Here is a 19,891-nt window from a genome sequence, read left to right as displayed (position 1 = left end):
CTTTTCAAGGCCGCAAGCTCCACGGCCTTGCCCAGAGACCATGCTCCGCCTACATGCGCAGACAGCGGCATAAACGCCTTTGAAGGAGATACCGGATGATACTCGACGCGGCGCGGCTTTCCTTTGCCAGTCTTTTCGCGCCCGAAACGCGCTCGGTTTTCTGGAAGGTGCTGGGCCTGACGCTTCTGGCGCTGGTCGGGCTATGGTTTGCCCTGCGTGAACTGTTCATCTATCTCGCCTTGCCGTGGCTCGACGCCTTGCTGCCCGGAACGCCCGGCTGGGCAGGATGGCTGACATTTGTTGTCGGCATCTTTGCAAGCCTAGGATTGGCCTTGGGGTTGGCTTTGCTTCTTGCGCCGGTGACGGCGCTGATCGCCGGTTTCTTTCTCGATGATGTTGCTGAGGTGGTCGAAAACCGCGACTACCCACAGGAACCCGCAGGGCGGCCCTTGCCGCTGGGCGAAGCGATTTCCGGTACGCTGAAATTTCTGGGTGTCATCATCATCGGCAATATCATCGCGCTTTTCCTGCTGCTCATCCCCGGCATCAACCTGATCGCCTTCTTTCTGGTCAACGGCTACCTGTTGGGCCGGGAGTTCTTCGAGTTTGCGGCGATGCGTTACCGCTCACCCGCCGAAGCCCGGCTCTTTCGCGCCAAACATGCCGGCACCGTCTTCTTGAGCGGCCTCGTGCTTGCAGCATTTCTGGCCGTGCCGCTCCTCAACCTGCTGACGCCGCTGTTTGCCGCCGGCATGATGGTTCACCTGCACAAGAAATTGTCGCAGCGCGATCCTGAGTTTCAGCGGCAGATCAACGCCAGCAAGCCGTCCTTCGGTCGATAACTGTTCAATTCGTCTATATTGACAAATTGTCAATTCCAGCGGATAAGGCCTGATGTCTCATCCGCTCACGCCTTTTATTCCGGTCTGCGATGCGGTCGCCACGCTGTTTTCACCGCATGTGGAAGCGGTTCTGCATGACCTTGAAACAGGTGAGATCTTTCATATCGCCAATGCGTTTTCCAAGCGCCGGCCGGGAGACAGCTCCCTCAACGAAGCCGGGCTGGTTTCGACCCTCGATGAGGATGTCATCGGCCCCTACGGCAAGTCCAACTGGGACGGCCGCAGGCTGAAGGCGGTCACCGCCGTGTTGCGCGATGCCCATGGCAAGCCGATCGGCCTCCTGTGTATCAATCACGACATCGAGGCTTTTGCCGGCATCTTCGACCAGCTAAAATCGATGATGGATATTGCCGCCCCCCTGCCGAAGACCTCGGCATTGATGGCGGAGGACTGGCGCGAGGCCGTCAACGTGGTGATCGGGGAATTTCTTACCACGCACAGGACCAGCCTTGCGGGACTTACCGGCGCTGACATGGACGGCCTGATCGCATTGCTGGAAACGCGTGGCGTCTTTGCCATCCGCAAGGCCGTTCCCTATATCGCCGAGATCCTCAAACTGTCGAGAGCAACGATCTACAACCGCCTTGGCGCGATCCGCCAGAAACAGGACGCTGCCGTTCAAGGAGAGCCACGATGAGCAAGCCGATGCGCGATTTTGTGCTCGAGACCTTCATGTCGAAATGGGAATTTACCGCAAGATACAACATGACCGCTTCGGATGCCGAAAGCATGCGCCTGCCGGAACTTCTGGCGATGGCCACCGACGAGGATCGCATCGACTTCGAAAATCTTAGCCTCGGCTACACCGAAACATTTGGCGCACCTGTGCTACGGCAGGAAATTGCACGAACCTATGACACGGTTCAGCCTGATAACCTGATCTGCTTTGCCGGCGCGGAGGAAGCAATCTATGTGGCGATGAAGGTGCTTTTGACGCCGGACGACCACGCCATCATCATCACGCCCAATTATCAGGCCGCTGAAACCCTGCCGTTGAGCATCTGTGCAGTCACGGGCGTGGCACTGGATATCGACAATGACTGGAACCTGGACCTTGGTCAGATCCAGGCCGCGATCCGGCCGGACACCAAGCTGATCTCGATTAATTTCCCGAACAATCCGACCGGTAAAATCCTGCCGCATGCGACGTTTAACGCGCTGATCGAAATCTGCCGCAAGCATGGCATCTGGCTGTTCAGCGATGAAGTCTACCGGCTGATCGAGAAGGACCAAGCACTGCGCCTGCCGCAGGCCGTCGATGCCTATGAGCGGGGGATTTCGCTCAACGTCATGTCGAAGGCCTATGGACTTCCGGGCTTGAGGATCGGTTGGCTGGCTTGCAAGGACCAGAATTTCCTGACGCGCTGCGAACGCTACAAGCACTTCCTGTCGATCTGCAATTCGGCACCGTCGGAAGTCCTGGCCCGTATCGGGCTAAAGAACCGCGACAAGATTTTGGCACGGACACGATCCATCGTCCGCAACAACATTGCCGAGTGGAACACGTTTTTCGCTGATTTTCCGCATTTGTTCGACTGGCGCGAGCCGGATGGCGGCTGCGTCGCCTTCATTCGCTACAAGGGATCGGAAGGCGTCGAGGAGTTTGCGCGGCGCGCGGTCGAGGAGGCAGGCGTATTTTTCCTGCCGTCGAGCGTCTACCACTCCGAACTTACGCCTGTGCCACAGAATTGCCTGCGTATTGGCTTTGGTCGCCTGCATATGCCGGAGGGCATCACCGTGCTGCGCAATTGGTTGAACCGCAACAGCCTGTAGAGGAAAGCTGGCTAAAGGTCGGCTTCGCGCAGGCGGTAACCGACACCGGTTTCGGTGGTGATATATTGCGGTTGATCCGGCGTCAGCTCGATCTTCTGGCGCAGCTGGCGCACATAGACGCGCAGATACTGCACGTCGTCGGCATTGCCCCAGACCTCTTTGAGCAGAAACTTGTGCGTCAGCACCTTGCCGGCGTGCTGCACCAGAATCCGAAGGATGTCGTATTCCTTCGGTGACAGCTTGACCTCACGGCCATCGACCTTGACGATGCGCTTGACCAGATCGACCGACAGGCCGCCGGTCTGGAATAGCGGCTTTTCGCCCTGCTGCTGCAACCGGTGGCGCAGTGCGACGCGGATGCGCGCTACCAGTTCGTTCATGCCGAAAGGTTTGGTCACGTAATCGTCGGCACCGAGTTCCAGCGCCTTGACGATTCCGGCCTCGTCGGTACGGCTCGACAGGATAACGATCGGCAACGTCAGTCCCTCCTCGCGCCAGCCGCGCAGCAGATCGTGGCCGGGCATGTCCGGCAGGCCGAGATCGAGCAGGATCAGGTCCGGCTGCTCGCTCTTCACGCTTTCGCGCGCCGCCTTGCCATTGCCGGCTTCGCTGACAGCATAGTCCTGTGTCGCCAATCCGACGCGCAGCAGGCGGCGGATGGGCGGTTCATCATCGACGACCAGGATTTTCACCGATGAAAGCGTCATTTCATGTCCTTGAGATTGGGAGCATTCGGCAACAAAGGCAGGGTGATGGTAAACACCGCGCCGGAATGGTCGACGCGGTTTTCGGCGGCAATGGTGCCGCCCATCGCCTCGACGAAACCCCGGCAGATGGAGAGGCCAAGCCCGGTTCCCGCCCGGACGTGATCACCCTTGCGCACCCTGTAGAACGTATCGAAGACCCGTTCCAGATCCCCCGGCGGAATACCTGGCCCTTCGTCAGAAATCCGGATAAGGACCCGTTCGCCATTGCTTTCGGCCCGCACGCGGATCGTCGATCCTTCCGGCGCATATTTGGCGGCGTTGTCCAGCAGATTGAACAGCACCTGTTCGAACAGGACTGGATCAACCCTGATCATCGGCAGATCGGCGGGAACCTCGACGTCGACAGTATGATCGGCCAGAATCTTGCGCGCCCGGCGCAGCGCGCTGCCGACGATATCGCCGGTGTAGTGAAACGCGGCATTCGGCTCCATTGCGCCGGATTCGATCCGGGTCATGTCGAGCAGATTGGCGATGAACCGGTTCAGCCGTTCGGATTCGTCGGTCACCGTGGTCAGAAGTTCGATGCGGTCTTCTTCCAGCAAGGCGGACTGATAGTCGCGCAACGTTCCGGCGGCACCCATGATGGCGGCGAGCGGCGTCTTCAGGTCGTGCGAAATCGAGGTCAGCAAAGCCGAGCGCAGACGTCCGGCTTCTTCGGCCAGCCGTGCATTATCGACATCGGCGACCAGCTGCACGCGCTCGATGGCAAGTGCCGCCTGATCGGCGAGCGCATCGAGCAGCCGTTGCTGTTCTGGGCTGAGCAACGGTCCCTGCCGGTCATTGTCGAGACCGATGACGCCGACGGCAGCGCGGCCGGTGCGCAAGGGCACATAGAGACGTTTAGCACCCGGCAATGTATCGGCACCGCGTCCGGCAGCACGATTGTGCTCCCAGGCCCAGCGGGCCGCAGCGATGTCGGCATCATCGAGCGTGTCGTCCGGTGGATAGCCGGCTTTGACCGCGATTGTCCCGTCTTCCGGCAGAAGCAGCACCACCCGCACCTTCAGCATCGAGGCGAGCTGAAAGGCGGTTGCCCAAAGCACGTCGTCCAGCGTACCGGTGCCTGCCAGTTTCTTGCTGAATAGGTAGAGATCTTCGGTGGTGCGGGCGCGCAGACGTGCAGCCGCCGCCTGCCGCTGAACGCTGGCCGTCAAGTTGCTGGCGATGATTGCGACGATGAAGAAAAGAATGAACGCGACAACGCTGTCGGGATCGCTGATATCCAGCGTATAGAGCGGCTGCAGGAAGAAGAAATTCAAGACGACAGCACTGACGACACTGGCATAGAGAGCGGGTTTGAGACCTTCGGTCACCGCCGTGGTCAAAACAGCCATCAGGAAGACCAGCGCGATATTGCGCACGTCGAGCGACTGGTCGAGCAGAAAGCCGACGCCAAGCGCGCAGCCGACATAGAGCGTTGCCAGAGCATAGGGCCGGAACTTGAACTGAACCGGGGCCGGAACAGTCTTGACGCCCGTGGCAACGGCCTCGCCTTCCCGGTCGTCACCGGCGATAACGTGGACGCTGATATTGCCGGCCCGCCGGATAAGACGGCTGGTCACCGACCCGTGCAGCCATTCCCGCCATCCGGATGTTTTCGGCGTGCCGGCGATGATGTGCGTGACATTGCTGGACGCAGCGAAACGGACGATCTCCTCGGCTTCGTCGGAACCCGGCCTGGTCAGCGCTTCGGCGCCCAGCCGCTCGGCCAGCCGTAGCGTCGCGGCGATGCGGTCGCGCGCGGCCTCGGACAGGTAAACCGATCGCGCCGTCTCCACATGCAGAGCCACCAGCGGTGCGCGCAAACGATCGGCGACGCGGGCGGCATAGCGCACGAGCGATGCGCTGCGCGGCTGATCATCGACACAGACGAGCACCCGGTCACCGGCCGCCCAGGGACCGGAAATTGCATGCGCCTGCATATGTGTCAGCAGCTGGTCGTCCACCCGCTGCGCGGTCTGGCGCAAGGCGAGCTCGCGCAGGGCTGTCAGGTTGCCGGGTGAGAAATAGTTTTCCAGCGCCCGTTGCGCCGTCTTGGGGATATAGACCTTGCCATCATGCAACCGCTTGATCAGGTCTTCCGGCGTCAGGTCGATGATCTCGATATCGTCGGCCCGGTCGATGATCGAATCGGGTACGGTTTCGCGCACGCGAATACGGGTGATCTGGGCGACGACATCGTTCAGGCTTTCGACATGCTGGATGTTGAGCGTCGAGTAAACATCGATGCCGCGCGACAGCAGCTCCTGCACATCCATGTAGCGCTTGGGATGACGGCTGCCGGGGGCGTTGGTGTGGGCCAGTTCGTCGACAAGAACCAGGCCGGGGCGCCGGGCGAGAATGGCATCGATATCCATTTCCTCAAGATGACGGCCCTTGTAGTCGATCGGTATGCGCGCGATCACCTCGAACCCGGCGGCCAGCGCCTGGGTCTCCTTGCGGCCATGGGTTTCGACCACGCCGATCACCACATCGACGCCATCGGCCTGCTTGGCATGGCCGGACGTCAGCATCTCATAGGTCTTGCCGACACCGGGTGCCGCACCCAGAAAGATTTTCAGGCGGCCGCGCGTTTCCTGCTCCGCCCGCTGCAACAGGGCGTCGGGCGATGGTCTTCCATCCATATCGCGGACATCGTCCCGCATGCGCGCTCGTCTTTCCTCATCAATGCCGAAAAGCGGCAGGATGCCGCTTTTGACCATACCGGACATGTCCCAAAAGCCCAGACGATTTGGGACCTTGCCATCAATCAAATTTCTCACGGCATCGCACCTGCCTAACAGGGCGCGATGCCGTGGCCGAACAGGTTAGACAGCCTTATCAAGCGCCATGTTCAGCGCCAAGACGTTGACCGCCGGCTCGCCGAGAATACCCAGTTCGCGAGCCTCGACGGCCTGATCGACCAGTGCGCGGACCTTGCCCTCATCCATGCCGCGCGCCTTAGCGACGCGTGGAACCTGGAAATAGGCGGCCTCCGGTGTGATATGCGGATCAAGGCCGCTGCCTGACGCGGTGACCAGATCCATCGGCACGGCGGCACCTGGATTGGTCGCCTTGAGGGCTTCCGCTTCCGTCTTGATCCGATCAAGCAGCTTCGGATTGGTCGGCCCGAGATTGGAGCCGCTGGAGGCCGCAGCATTGTAACCATCACCGGCAGCCGACGGACGGCCGTGGAAATAGGTGTCGCCGGTAAACACCTGACCGATCAGTGCGGAACCGACAACGGTTCCGTCCTTTTCGACCAGGCTGCCATTGGCTTGATGCGGGAACAGGGCCTGGGTAATGCCGGTCATGCCGAGTGGATAAGCAAGGCCGGTAATGACGGTGATTGCAACGATCATGACCAGCGCGGGTCTCAATTGTTTCAGCATTGGAATATTCCTTTAAACGAGACCAAGGGCGGTGATGACCATATCGATGGCCTTAATGCCGATGAACGGGACGATGATGCCGCCTAGGCCATAGATCAGCAGGTTGCGTGACAGAAGCGCACCGGCGCCGACGGCGCGATAGGTCACGCCGCGCAGCGACAGCGGAATCAGCGCGACGATAACCAGCGCGTTGAAGATGATCGCCGACAGGATGGCGCTTTGCGGAGAGGCAAGCCCCATGATGTTCAGCGCCGAAAGCTGCGGATAGAAGGCCAGGAACATCGCCGGAATGATGGCGAAATACTTGGCGATATCGTTGGCGATGGAAAACGTCGTCAGCGCGCCGCGGGTCATCAACAACTGTTTGCCGATCTCGACGATCTCGATCAGCTTGGTTGGGTCTGAATCCAGATCGACCATGTTGCCGGCCTCGCGGGCGGCGACCGTACCGGTGTTCATCGCCACGCCGACATCGGCCTGCGCGAGTGCCGGGGCGTCGTTGGTGCCGTCACCGCACATGGCGACAAGCTTGCCCTTGGCCTGTTCCTCGCGGATCAGCGACAGCTTGTTTTCTGGCGTTGCCTGGGCAAGGAAATCATCGACGCCGGCTTCGGCAGCGATGGCCGCAGCCGTCATCGGGTTGTCGCCAGTGATCATCACGGTGCGGATACCCATGCGGCGCAGTTCGGCGAAGCGTTCGCGGATACCGCCCTTGACGATGTCCTTCAGGTGGACAACGCCCATCAGGCGGCCATCGCGAACGACGGCCAGCGGCGTGCCACCGGACTTGGCGATCTCGTCGGCAATGGCCTGGATTTCGCGAACTGTGTCAGGACGCGCCGCCGTGTTCTGGCTGGCGACGTAGCTCAGGACCGCGTCGACAGCCCCCTTGCGGATCGACGAACCCTCGATATCGACGCCGCTCATCCGGCTCTGCGCCGTAAACGGTACGAAGGTCGCATGCAGCTGCGCCATGTCACGGGCGCGGATGCCGTATTTCTCCTTGGCCAGTACGACGATGGAACGGCCTTCTGGTGTTTCATCCGCAAGCGACGCCAGCTGTGCTGCATCGGCAAGGTCCTGCTGCGACACGCCCGAGACCGGGCGAAGCTCGGTTGCCTGGCGGTTGCCGAGCGTGATCGTGCCGGTCTTGTCGAGCAGCAACGTATCGATGTCGCCTGCAGCCTCGACGGCACGGCCGGACATGGCCAGAACGTTGAAGCGCACCAGGCGGTCCATGCCGGCAATGCCGATGGCCGAGAGAAGCGCGCCGATCGTGGTCGGGATCAGCGTCACGAACAGGGCGACAAGCACGATAACGGGGATGGAGCCACCGGCATAGGTGGCAAAGCTCGGGATCGTTACAACGGCCAGAACGAAGATTAGCGTCATGCCGGCGAGAAGGATATTCAGGGCGATCTCGTTCGGTGTCTTCTGGCGTTCGGCACCTTCGACCAGCGAAATCATCCGGTCGATGAAGGTGGAGCCGGCAGCGGCACTGATGCGCACCCGGATCCAGTCCGACAGCACCTGCGTACCGCCGGTGACGGCCGAGCGGTCACCTCCGGATTCGCGGATGACGGGCGCCGATTCACCGGTTATCGCAGCTTCATTGACGGAAGCGACGCCTTCGATGACTTCGCCATCGGAAGGAATGATGTCGCCGGCTTCGACCAGAACGATATCACCGACCTTGAGCGTGGTGCCGGATACCATCTTGAAGCTCTTCAGATCCGTTCCGGTCAAAAGCTTGGCCTGTGTTTCGGTACGGGTCTTGCGCAGCGATTCGGCCTGCGCCTTGCCCCGGCCTTCAGCAACCGCTTCGGCGAAATTGGCAAACAGCACCGTGAACCACAGCCAGATATTGAGCTGCAGCGAGAAGGCGAGGTTTCCGCTACCGGTGACGAGATCGCGCAGGAACAGAACGGTTGTCAGCGTAGAGACGACGGCGACGACGAACATCACCGGGTTCTTGGCAAGCGTGCGTGGATCAAGCTTGACGAAAGCCGAGCCGATCGCCGGAATGAGGATGCGAGAGTCCATCAGGCTCGCAGATTTGGACTGGCTCATAAGAGAACTCCAGTTTCTTTTGTGTGTGACATCACGGCGACCGCGTCAGCCGTGGAACAATTTGGTAAAAGCGTGGGCAAGACCGCCAATCACCAGCAGGACCAGCATGAAACCGATGATGATGCTGGTTGCCTGCGGTGGCGCCGCTCGCGGCGGATCACCGTCGCGAGGGTTGAGGAGCCTTTTGAACTTCTGTTGAAACAAGCGGTTCATCATGGCGCCTAGAAGGTTTGACCTGATATCATCGCCAGATGCTCGACGATCGGCCCGAGCGCCAGTGCCGGGAAGAAGGTCAGGCCGCCGACGATCAGGATGACGCCGCACAAAAGACCAACGAAGAGCGGGCCGTGGGTCGGGAACGTTCCTGCCGAAGCCGGTGCTGTCTTCTTTGTCACCAGCGAACCGGCAATGGCGAGCGCCGGGATGATCACCAGGAAACGGCCCATCAGCATGGCGATACCCAGCGTGATATTATACCAGGGCGTGTTGCCGGTGAGGCCGCCGAAGGCCGAGCCATTATTGGCGGCAGCCGAGGTGTACGCATAGAGGATTTCCGAGAACCCGTGTGGTCCTGGATTTCCGATCGAGGCCACGCCTGTCGGCAGGAGGACGGAAACTGCGGTAAAACCAAGCATGGTTGCTGGCAGGATGAGGATGGCGAGAACGGCCATCTTGACTTCCTTGGCCTCGATCTTCTTGCCGAGATATTCCGGCGTGCGGCCAACCATCAGGCCGGCGACGAACACCGTCAGGATAACGAACATCAGGATGCCGTACAAACCGGCGCCAACGCCGCCGATGATGACTTCACCCAGTTCCATGTTGATCAAGGGGATCAGGCCACCCAATGCGGTGAACGAACCGTGCATGGCATTGACGGCGCCACAGGAAGCGGCCGTCGTCACGACAGCGAACAGCGACGACAGGACGATGCCGAACCGGACTTCCTTGCCTTCCATGTTGCCGCCATCGATACCCATGGCATGAACCAGCGGATTACCCGCAGCTTCGGCCCAGTAGGTCACCGTGACACCGGCGAGGAAGAGCACGCCCATCGCGGCGAAGATTGCCCAACCCTGGCGCTGGTTTCCGACCATGCGGCCGAAAACATTGGTGAAGGCTGCACCGATGGCAAAGATCGTCACCATCTGGATGAGGTTGGAGATCGCGTCCGGATTTTCAAAGGGATGCGCGGAATTGGCGTTGAAGAAGCCGCCGCCATTGGTGCCGAGCATCTTGATTGCCAATTGCGAGGCGACCGGGCCAAGCGCAATGGTTTGCTGCGCACCCTCGATCGTCGTTGCCGTCACGTAGGCGCCGAGCGTCTGCGGTACGCCGAGATAGACATAGGCAATCGTCAGAACGATGCAGATCGGCAGGAGGATGTAGAGTGTGGCGCGGGTCATATCGACCCAGAAATTACCGATCGACTTGCCAGAAGCACGTGCAAAACCACGGATGAGTGCAACGGCGATGGCCATGCCGGTGGCGGCGGAGGCGAAATTCTGCACCGTCAGACCGGCCATCTGCACGAGATAGGACATCGTGCTTTCGCCACCATAGTTCTGCCAGTTGGTGTTGGCGACGAAACTGGTCGCGGTGTTGAACGAAAGCTCAGGCCCAACAGCCATCATGCCTGCAGGATTGAACGGCAGGAAACCCTGAAACCGCTGCAGCGCATAGAGAACGGCAAAGCCGGCGAGATTGAACAGAAGCAGGGAGAACACATAGCTCGTCCAGTGCTGCTCTTCCTTCTCGCTGGTGCCGGACAGCCGGTAAAGACCGCGCTCGATCGGGGCAAAAAGAGGCGACAGCAATGTGCGCTCACCACCGAAGACGCGCGTCATATAGGCGCCGAGCGGCTTGATGAGCAAAATGACGATCCCGCAGAAGATGAGGATCTGGATCCATCCGTTGAGTGTCATGGCAATAACTTTCCGAACCTGGCGTTGTTAGAAGCGCTCAGGGCGAATGAGGGCGTAGGTCAGATAGGCGAGGAGAAACACGGTCACGCCGGCTCCGAGCACATAATCGACAAGCATTTCTCTGAATCCTTTGAATTAGAGACGGTCGCAGGCCCGCGTATAGGCAAACGACAGCGCGAAAAACAAAACACCGATCCCGATCATGACAATATCCATCATCGATTCAGGCTCCTTTTGTTGAATTTCATCTTTCCCTCCTCTTCAAAGGAGGGCAGCGACGCGAAAGAGGCCCCGTTTGATCTGCGCAACGCACGATCCGGGGCCTGAATTCCAGACTGACTATCTTCCAAAGGGCATAAGGGTTCGAGACGGGCGACCGGATAGAGAAATAAAAATCTCATAGGCGTTTTGAAGTGCAGACAAACGCCGAAAGGAACAGCAAGACGGCGTCCGCTTCTCAATTTCATCCTATGGTAGAAGTCAGTCTACACTCTGCTGGCAGTTTGAATAGACCCGGCCCGCCAGCATCCCGTCAAAGCTGCAATCGTCGGCCCTCGTGTATCACCGGGAACACCTGCCAGCGTTTTATTGTGTTTCTCTATTCCTACACTTGTCCTGCAAAGCAACGCCAGAGCGCTTGCCCAGCTTGACTTTTGGCGTGGCCAAATCCAGTGATGAGCCGTGCATTTTGGGGAAACTGCATGAAATATACGTCCGTGAGCATTGCCTTGGGAGCGCTCTGTCTCGCCATGCCGGCGCAGGCAGACCCTTTGTCGCGCCCATTCCCTGCGGCCGGATCGGTCATTGCCCGCAAATCCGGCGAGGAAGTGCACTTCGTCGATGTCTCCGGCTGGCGTTATGTCGATCTGCAGCAGGACCTCTTGAGCGGCGACGTGCTGCGCACCAACGCCACCGGCCAGCTTGCCGTTCTCTTCTCCGACCGCACCCAGGTTCGCCTCGGCCGCAACACCTCGCTGCTGGTCAAGCGGATGGGCGGTGGCAGCGATACAGGGCTTGAGCTGCAATCCGGCACGATCTGGGCCCGCGCCGAACGCGGTGGCCAAGGCGTTGTAATCGACACCCCGGCAGCAGCGGCCGCCATCCGCGGCACGGACTGGACAATGACCGTCGGCGCCGACGGCAAGACGTCGCTGATCGTGCTGGAAGGCCTGGTCGAACTCAGCAATGCCCAGGGCAGCGTCAAGGTCGCGCAGGGCGAAGGAGCGGTGGCTGCGATCGGCCAGGCACCCTCGAAGATTGTCGTCGTCAACTCGAAAGACCGGGAACAGATGCTTTACAATCTGTCCCTGCGCGAAGCTTTCAATCTTCTGCCGGTTTCCACCCTCTCCGGAGCCGATATGCGCCGGGAACGCCAGCGCATATCGGCCATCGCCGCAGATAATCGGAGTGCCGAAGACTGGCTGACGCTTGCCGAAGTTCAGCTCGCCATCGATGGCCGACAAGCCGCTTCCGCTTCGCTGGCGAAGGCCCGGACGCGCCGCCTGTCCAGCACGCAAATAGCCCGGTCTAACCTTGTGGACGCCTTCATTGCCGGTGCGAACAACCAGTACAGGGATGCAGCACTGCTTTTCGATGCAGCGATCACGAAGCTCGACCCGAAGCGACGGTCGATCGCGGAATATGGCCGGTATTATGCCCGCTCGCTTGACGATCCCAAACGTGTCGAGAAGCCGCCGGCACGGGCAACCGGACCTTATGCCGCCGTCGCGGAAGCCTATACTGCAGCATTCTTGCAGGACATCCCGACCGCGGTGGCCCTTCTGAAAAAGGCGGAAGCCAAATACCCGGACAATGCCCTTATCCCGGCTGCCCGCGCTCGGATCGTCCTGCTTCTCGATGACCGCGAACAGATGAGAGAAGCCACGGAGCGGTCGCTTGCCATCGATCCGGAACAGGCCATCGCGCTCGATGCGCGAGCCAACTACCTGTCCTCGATCAACGGCGACAATGAAGGCGCGCTCGCCGACCTGCGGGCAGCGCTGGCCTCAGAGCCCGGCAACGACATGATCTGGAATTCTCTTGGTCTAGTGCAAGGAAACCGAAATGCCCGGCGGGAGGCCGAAAAGGCCTTTCTGCAAGCCATAGCGCTCGATCCACAGGATCCACTTCCGCGCGTCAACCTGGCAATTCTCTATCTTCAGGACCTACGGATAGAGGAAGCAAGGCAGCAAATCGATCTTGCCCGCAAGGCCGATCCGAATTTTGGCCTGACGTTCATCGCGCAGGGCAGTTACGACATACACACCGGACAGATGGGCAAGGCGGTCAGCGAACTTCTGGCTGGAGCGGTGTCCAATCCCGGCTATGCGCAGGGCCAGTTGCTTCTCGCCATCGCGCTCTACGACCAAGGCGATCGGCAAGCTGTCGAGCAGGCGCTCGACAACGCGGACAGGCTGGATCCCAACGATCCCCTCATTTCGTCGGTACGCACCGCCATCTCCATTGATGACTATGACGCCGATGGCGCCATCCGCAACGCGCAGGAATTCCTGAAACGGTCACGCGCTGCCGGCGGGGAGTTTGCCGCGCTTAGCGCCAGTCAGGACGCCGGGTCCGTACTGAATGACGCGTTTCGCCTGCAGGGGCTGGATGCCTGGGGACAGTATTATGGCGATGCGGTCTTCGATCCGTTCACGAGTTCGAGCTACATCGACCAATATGTGCATGGCAGCGTCAATCCCTTCGCTAACAATCCCATCTACGGTGGCAACGGTATCGACTATGTAGAGAACGCATCGAGCTATTCATCCTTTCTGCAGGGATTGATGCTTGATCCGCATATTCTGGCCAACAGCGAGAGAAAAGCGGCATTGATTCGCTATCCCTTCGTCGAGGCGTCCCTGACTGGCGGCTTCAACATCAATGAAGGCGAGACGGCATGGACCAAGAGCGGCCAGGTGCAGGGCTACTCCAACCTTCCGTTCCCGGTCAGTTTCTTCGGCAACCTGCAGTGGGAGAAGACACCGCTATCGGGCACTTACATGCTGGACGCCGGAAGCTTTGCCGGCGAGACGAAGGTCATCGGCGGAAATGGCTATGTGACCGCAACGCCCGCACCGGACGACCGGCTCGTTGCCTATTTCAACCGTTCGAAGGGGGACTTTCTCTTCGATGCGCAACTGTTATCTATCGGTTCTCTCGACCGGGACGAAAAAATAGATTCGACTGCGGCTGGTATCGGCTGGTCTCACACATTCGCATACGAGAACATTCTCAATGCTGGATTTTTCTATTCGGACCAACAAGCCGATATGTTTCGCAGCTTGGATAATCCTAGCGCAGGAGGCTTTTCCGACGAAAACTCCTCGCAGAAAACCTATCTGGCTGCGATCAACCACACTGTTGCAACAGGTGACCTGACCTGGCGATACGGAATTGAGGGTGGTTTCAGCGACGTCAATATCGAACAAAACTTCAGCGGCCTTACCGCCTCGAGTGCAGACCGGATTGGCCTTGGAAGAGCTTATCTCGATGTCCTTCATGATATCGGGCCGGATTTGAAAGCGGAATATGCTCTCTTTGGAACCTATATCGACAGCGGCAACAGCGATGCCCGGCGTATCGAGCCGCGCGCAGGCTTGGCTTGGACACCGATTGAAGGACAGTGGTTGCGCGCAGCCTATATGCGCCAGAGTTATGATTTCGGCGCGCCGACCCTTTCACCGGTCGGCATGGTCGGCATTCAACCCAACCAATTTGGGTTAAGTTTCGACGGTTATGGCGACACGCTGGCATTCCGATGGGACGCTCAATGGACCGACAGACTGTTCACCGCCGTCGATTACCAGCATCAGGAACTGCATGGCCTGTCCATAGCCTATCCCGGCACGGCGCCCATACCCTTGCTGCCATCCTCGATCGATCTCAGCGAAGGCCGGATCGACAGGTTTGGCGTGACGACCAACATCGCGCTGGGCAATGGGTTTGGCCTGTCTGCCAGCATTGCCCACACCAGCTCGGAAGATCGAGATCCCTTGAGTTTCGGCTTCGGCGATAACCTGCCGTTCGTGCCGGAAAAATCCGCCCAGATTGCTCTGACCTGGGTCAACGAAGCAAACATCAAGGCCACTGTTGCGGGAAACTACACCGGGCAACGCGATACCGGCCAAAAATACCGCCTGGATGGATATTGGACGCTGGACGCCGATCTCAGCTGGGAATCACCGGATAAACGGGTAGAGCTGGACTTCGCCGCCTACAATCTTCTCGATGAAGACTTCGCGCTGACGCCGCTCGTGCCGGGTTGGGGGCGCGCATTCAAGGGCTCCCTGACGGTACGCTTCTGATGAGGGCACCATTGCTTCGGCAAGCATTTGCCCGCTCTCCTTACGCAACAGCCGAAGGGCGGCGCGGTAAACGGCGCCTGGGCCTGCTCGCCCTTGCGGTGGTGGTCGCGGTACTCCTCTCCCTCGCCTCGTTCACCTCCCCCTTCTCGCTCGCCGAGTTGCGCAGCTTCGACTACCTCTCGACATTTTCGCCACCACCCCTTCCCAAAGACGGGCCGATCATCGTTGCCATCGACGAGCCATCCATGGCGGAAATTGGCACGCAATGGCCATGGCCGCGCGCCCTGCATGCCCGGTTGATCGACGCCCTGCGCACCGCCGGCGCGAAGGCCATCGGTATCGACGTCATCTTTGCCGAACCTTCGGCAGACCCTGAAAACGATATTGCCCTGGCAGCGGCGCTCGGCCCCGATGTCGTTCTGGCCGGCGACGAGACGCTGATCGAGACGCCGCAGGCGGATCAGTTCGTGCGGACAGAACCGCTGGCCGCGTTTGTTGCGCGCGGTGCCAGAACGGGGATCGCATCGGTTCATCTGAGCGGCGATGGCACATTGCGGCAAGTGCCCGGCTATGGCGATGGTTTCGCCGCGCAACTGGCTGCGGTTGCCGGACAGCCGAAACAGCCGATATCCAGGATGGCGCTTCTGCAGACATTCGGTCCGGCGCGAGCCTATCCGACGGTCTCGTATTACCAGGCACTCGATCCCGGCCAGTTCCTGCCGAACGGCTTTTTCCACGACCGCGTCGTCATTGTCGGTCTCAGCCTGCAGAATGCGCCTACTCTGAAGGCCGGCGGCGCCGATGCCTTTGCCACGCCGTTTACCGTGCGAACCGGCCATCTGGTGGCCGGAGCCGAAATCCAGGCGACGATTTTCGACAATATCACCCGTGGCCTGTTCATCAGCAAAGCGGGGCAAGGAGCCGTGATCGCAGCGATCGCGTTCGGCGTTCTACTCGCCGGCGGTGTGGTTTACCGGGCAACAGGATGGTCGACCACGGTTGTAAGCCTTGCCGTGCTGGTCTTGCTGGTCGGCGCAAGCTACGCACTGTTGCGGCTTGGGCATATCTTCATCTCGCCGATCGGGCCGATATTGGCCTACCTGTCCGTCGTCGCCAGCCAAGCATCCCTCGATTATGCCACTGAGCGCCGCAGCCGCCGCGACATCACCTTGGCCTTTTCGCGCTACCTGTCGCCGGCGCTGGTCGCACGCCTTGCCGATGATCCGTCGCAGCTGAAATTGGGCGGTGAGCGCCGGGCGCTCACCATTCTCTTTTGCGACGTGCGTGGCTTCACCACCATTTCGGAGGCTTTGAAAGACGATCCAGAACAGTTGACGGCACTGATCAACCGGCTGCTGACACCACTGTCCGACATCGTGCTGGAAAGCGGCGGCACCATCGACAAGTATATCGGCGATTGCCTGATGGCGTTCTGGAACGCACCGCTCGACGACCCCGATCACGCCAGCCATGCCGTCGGCGCAGCACTTGAGATGCTGGAAGCAGTGGAGCGTCTGAATGCAGACTTACGACGGGAAGCAGCCGAGGCTGGTATCAAGGCAAGGGTGTTGAAGATCGGCATCGGTATCAACACCGGCGACTGCGTCGTCGGCAACATGGGATCGGCGCGCCGTTTCGACTATTCCGTGCTCGGCGACGCCGTCAATCTCGCCTCCCGCCTCGAAGGAGAATCAAAGAATTATGGCGTGCCGCTTTTGCTCGGTGAACGCACCGCATTGCTCAGCGCTGCGGATTTCACCATCGCCGAACTCGACAGCATCACCGTCAAGGGCCGCACCACATTATCGCCGATCTTCACGCTGCTTCCAGCGACCGGGGCCGCGCCGCTCGAAACCCACCGACAGCTGATCGCCGCCAAATATGCCGGCAGCTTGACCGCCAGCAGTCCGGCTTTCGCCGAACTCGAACGCACGATACCCCACCTTGGCGACTACTACCGCTTGCTCCGGTCACGATTGCCTTGACGGCCAGAAGCGGTTTTCTACCGTAGCATCTAGCGCCGTTTCTGGAGCTGTGGGGGGAGCTATTACCCCTTTCTCCGACCCGCCGGTTGGCTACTTTTCAGCTGGTCGAATGCTGGGAAACGATCTCCGGTGGCTGCCCTCATCACGATGCTTGAAAGCAGTTTCAGCATTCCGTGAAGGAGAATAGAGCGCAGATTTCATCGAGGGCGGCGATGGCGACGGCTGGCCACTTGCACAATAGCTCCTTGCATTTGCAAGAACCCTCCGGCCGTCCCGCTTTTCCATCCCCCTTTGAACGTGGAAAAGCCCGCATCCGTTTCCGGATCGCGGGCTTTTGGGTGTTTTTTTGGTTTTAAGTTTGGTTGCGGGGGCAGGATTTGAACCTGCGGCCTTCAGGTTATGAGCCTGACGAGCTACCGGGCTGCTCCACCCCGCGTTATCTCTGCATTCGGCTTTAGCCGAATGTCGGAACCGTGCAAATCCGTTAGGATTTGTCGCGTTACCAGCGTATTCGGCGAAGCCGAATATCGCGACAAGGAAACCGCCTTCTGGCGGTTTTCGTCAATAGCGCAAACCGAAGGTTTGTCGCTTACAGGTTGGGCTGTATTTGCCTTCCCTTGTTCATTTCAGCGCAAATTCGCAGAATTTGTCGCCTTGATGTTCCGTATCAGGCAGAGGCCTTTAGCGGAACCGGCTGTTTTTCGATCGAAAGACAGCCGGTTTGTATATTTTCCGGCATTATACCGAAGCAAAAAGGCCGCTTGAGGGCGGCCTGCTGTTCGGCTTTGGCCGGGTTTTGTTCTGAGAAGATAGTGTATTTGGTATAATTCTTGCCATTAATAGACCTGGCAGCGACCTACTCTCCCGCGTCTTAAGACGGAGTACCATTGGCGCAGGGGCGTTTCACGGCCGTGTTCGGAATGGGAACGGGTGCAGCCACCCCGCAATAACCACCAGGTCAACTAAGGGCAAGAATTGCTCCGGCGACGGAGCAAAACCAAATGAGAAGCTGGCGAGGGAGGCGTTGCCTCTCTCCTTTTTAGTCTTTGAACACGTTTTGTTGCTCTTCTTCCGGTCGAAGACCGCAAGCGCAGAGCGCGTCGCCAATCGTTTGGCGCGCCGTCCGCAGCGCAGCCGCCTTGCGGCGACAGCGTGAGGACAAAACAGATGGCTTAAGTTCATCTTCGATGAACATAAGCAATGAGAACAATCAAGCCAATCGAACGATTAGTACCGGTAAGCTTCATGCATTGCTGCACTTCCACACCCGGCCTATCAACGTGGTAGTCTTCCACGGTTCTCAAGGGAATACTCGTTTTCAGGTTGGTTTCCCGCTTAGATGCCTTCAGCGGTTATCCATTCCATATATAGCTACCCTGCTATGCGGCTGGCGCCACAACAGGTCCACCAGAGATATGTCCATCCCGGTCCTCTCGTACTAGGGACAGATCCTGTCAATATTCCTACACCCACGGCAGATAGGGACCGAACTGTCTCACGACGTTCTGAACCCAGCTCACGTACCGCTTTAATTGGCGAACAGCCAAACCCTTGGGACCTGCTCCAGCCCCAGGATGCGATGAGCCGACATCGAGGTGCCAAACAACCCCGTCGATATGGACTCTTGGGGGTCATCAGCCTGTTATCCCCGGCGTACCTTTTATCCGTTGAGCGATGGCCCTTCCACACGGGACCACCGGATCACTATGACCGACTTTCGTCTCTGCTCGACTTGTCAGTCTCGCAGTCAGGCGGGCTTATGCCATTGCACTCGACGAACGATTTCCGACCGTTCTGAGCCCACCATCGCGCGCCTCCGTTACTCTTTCGGAGGCGACCGCCCCAGTCAAACTACCCACCATACACTGTCCCGGATCCGGATAACGGACCGCGGTTAGACATCCATGACGATAAGGGTGGTATTTCAAGGATGGCTCCACGAGAACTGGCGTCCCCGCTTCAAAGCCTACCACCTATCCTACACATGCCGACACGAATGCCAGTGTAAAGCTATAGTAAAGGTGCACGGGGTCTTTCCGTCTGACCGCAGGAACCCCGCATCTTCACGGGGAATTCAATTTCACTGAGTCTATGCTGGAGACAGCGGGGAAGTCGTTACGCCATTCGTGCAGGTCGGAACTTACCCGACAAGGAATTTCGCTACCTTAGGACCGTTATAGTTACGGCCGCCGTTTACTGGGGCTTCAGTTCAAAGCTTGCACCTCTCCCTTTAACCTTCCAGCACCGGGCAGGCGTCAGGCCCTATACGTCGTTTTGCAACTTCGCAGAGCCCTGTGTTTTTGATAAACAGTCGCTACCCCCTGGTCTGTGCCACCCCTCCATACTTGCGTACGAAGAGGTCACGCTTCTTCCGAAGTTACGCGTGCAATTTGCCGAGTTCCTTCAGCATAGTTCTCTCAAGCGCCTTGGTATACTCTACCTGACCACCTGTGTCGGTTTCGGGTACGGTCTATACGGTGGAGCTATTTCCTGGAACCGCTTCCTCGCCCACTCAATCCAATAAGAGCAAACAAGTTACGCAATCCGTCACTACCACCAGGCCCACGAATATTAACGTGGTTCCCATCGACTACGCATTTCTGCCTCATCTTAGGGGCCGGCTAACCCTGCTCAGATTAACTTTAAGCAGGAACCCTTGGTCTTTCGGCGAGGGGGTCTCTCACCCCCTTTATCGTTACTCATGTCAACATTCGCACTTCCGATACCTCCAGGACCCCTCACAGGTATCCCTTCACAGGCTTACGGAACGCTCCGCTACCACTGCGGCAAC

General features: G+C 59.2%; 12 protein-coding genes, 1 tRNA gene and 2 rRNA genes (1 of these 15 only partly in view). 5 read left to right on the top strand and 10 right to left on the bottom strand.

The genetic code is table 11. From position 1 onward, the window contains the following. The first annotated feature begins 95 nt into the window (after positions 1-95). Genes ACQY8Q_RS12440 through ACQY8Q_RS12430 form a run of 3 tightly spaced genes read left to right on the top strand, consistent with a single transcriptional unit; the run spans position 96 to position 2,675 of the window. Entirely contained in the window at positions 96-842 is a 747-nt protein-coding gene (locus tag ACQY8Q_RS12440; protein WP_428426858.1) for a sulfate transporter family protein, read from the top strand. 52 nt (positions 843-894) lie between these two features. Then, on the top strand, positions 895-1,539 hold the full coding sequence (locus tag ACQY8Q_RS12435) for a helix-turn-helix transcriptional regulator (RefSeq protein WP_428426857.1): 645 nt from the start codon (positions 895-897) through the stop codon (positions 1,537-1,539). Then, positions 1,536-2,675: an aminotransferase class I/II-fold pyridoxal phosphate-dependent enzyme gene (locus ACQY8Q_RS12430; protein WP_428426856.1), complete on the top strand. Its 1,140-nt coding sequence runs from the start codon at positions 1,536-1,538 to the stop codon at positions 2,673-2,675. Before ACQY8Q_RS12435 ends, ACQY8Q_RS12430 begins: the two co-directional genes overlap by 4 nt. 11 nt (positions 2,676-2,686) lie before the next feature. On the opposite strand, the gene ACQY8Q_RS12425 is transcribed toward ACQY8Q_RS12430, so the two are convergent. The 7 genes from ACQY8Q_RS12425 to kdpF form a co-directional block, all read right to left on the bottom strand. Then, positions 2,687-3,382: a response regulator transcription factor gene (locus ACQY8Q_RS12425; RefSeq protein ID WP_428426855.1), complete on the bottom strand. Its 696-nt coding sequence runs from the start codon at positions 3,380-3,382 to the stop codon at positions 2,687-2,689. Beyond that, a complete protein-coding gene (locus ACQY8Q_RS12420; RefSeq protein ID WP_428429767.1) occupies positions 3,379-6,087 on the bottom strand; it encodes an ATP-binding protein in 2,709 nt (902 codons plus the stop codon). Before ACQY8Q_RS12420 ends, ACQY8Q_RS12425 begins: the two co-directional genes overlap by 4 nt. Positions 6,088-6,249: 162 nt before the next feature. Then, complete coding sequence (gene kdpC / locus ACQY8Q_RS12415) at positions 6,250-6,813, bottom strand: potassium-transporting ATPase subunit KdpC (protein ID WP_428426854.1); 564 nt, start codon at positions 6,811-6,813, stop codon at positions 6,250-6,252. 12 nt (positions 6,814-6,825) lie between these two features. Next, positions 6,826-8,883 (bottom strand): potassium-transporting ATPase subunit KdpB, encoded by a 2,058-nt coding sequence (gene kdpB, locus ACQY8Q_RS12410; protein ID WP_428426853.1) that lies wholly within the window; start codon positions 8,881-8,883, stop codon positions 6,826-6,828. A 45-nt stretch (positions 8,884-8,928) separates the two neighbouring features. Next, positions 8,929-9,096, bottom strand: coding sequence for a hypothetical protein (locus ACQY8Q_RS12405; protein ID WP_428426852.1), 168 nt, complete (start codon positions 9,094-9,096; stop codon positions 8,929-8,931). Between the two features lie 8 nt (positions 9,097-9,104). Continuing rightward, positions 9,105-10,808 carry a potassium-transporting ATPase subunit KdpA gene (gene kdpA, locus ACQY8Q_RS12400; RefSeq protein WP_428426851.1) on the bottom strand — a complete coding sequence of 568 codons (1,704 nt, stop codon included), beginning with the start codon at positions 10,806-10,808 and terminating at the stop codon, positions 9,105-9,107. Between the two features lie 27 nt (positions 10,809-10,835). Beyond that, on the bottom strand, positions 10,836-10,925 hold the full coding sequence (kdpF, locus tag ACQY8Q_RS12395) for a K(+)-transporting ATPase subunit F (RefSeq protein WP_037103661.1): 90 nt from the start codon (positions 10,923-10,925) through the stop codon (positions 10,836-10,838). A 584-nt stretch (positions 10,926-11,509) separates the two neighbouring features. Between kdpF and ACQY8Q_RS12390 the strand changes: the two genes are divergently transcribed. After that, entirely contained in the window at positions 11,510-15,115 is a 3,606-nt protein-coding gene (locus tag ACQY8Q_RS12390; protein ID WP_428426850.1) for a FecR domain-containing protein, read from the top strand. Then, a complete protein-coding gene (locus tag ACQY8Q_RS12385) occupies positions 15,115-17,100 on the top strand; it encodes a CHASE2 domain-containing protein (protein ID WP_428426849.1) in 1,986 nt (661 codons plus the stop codon). Before ACQY8Q_RS12390 ends, ACQY8Q_RS12385 begins: the two co-directional genes overlap by 1 nt. Before the next feature lie 359 nt (positions 17,101-17,459). Here ACQY8Q_RS12385 and ACQY8Q_RS12380 read toward each other — a convergent pair. From ACQY8Q_RS12380 to ACQY8Q_RS12370, 3 genes are all read right to left on the bottom strand, one after another. Beyond that, positions 17,460-17,536, bottom strand: a tRNA-Met gene (locus tag ACQY8Q_RS12380). A 407-nt stretch (positions 17,537-17,943) separates the two neighbouring features. Then, positions 17,944-18,058: ribosomal RNA gene (gene rrf / locus ACQY8Q_RS12375) — 5S ribosomal RNA — on the bottom strand. A 248-nt stretch (positions 18,059-18,306) separates the two neighbouring features. Then, a 23S ribosomal RNA gene (locus ACQY8Q_RS12370) occupies positions 18,307-19,891 on the bottom strand (it continues 1,222 nt past the right edge of the window).

Source organism: Pararhizobium sp., from assembly GCF_965279435.1.
In the GTDB taxonomy this organism is placed as follows: Bacteria; Pseudomonadota; Alphaproteobacteria; order Rhizobiales; family Rhizobiaceae; genus Pararhizobium.
Note: the sequence above shows the minus strand (reverse complement) of the source record. Positions and strands in the feature narration are given on the sequence as shown.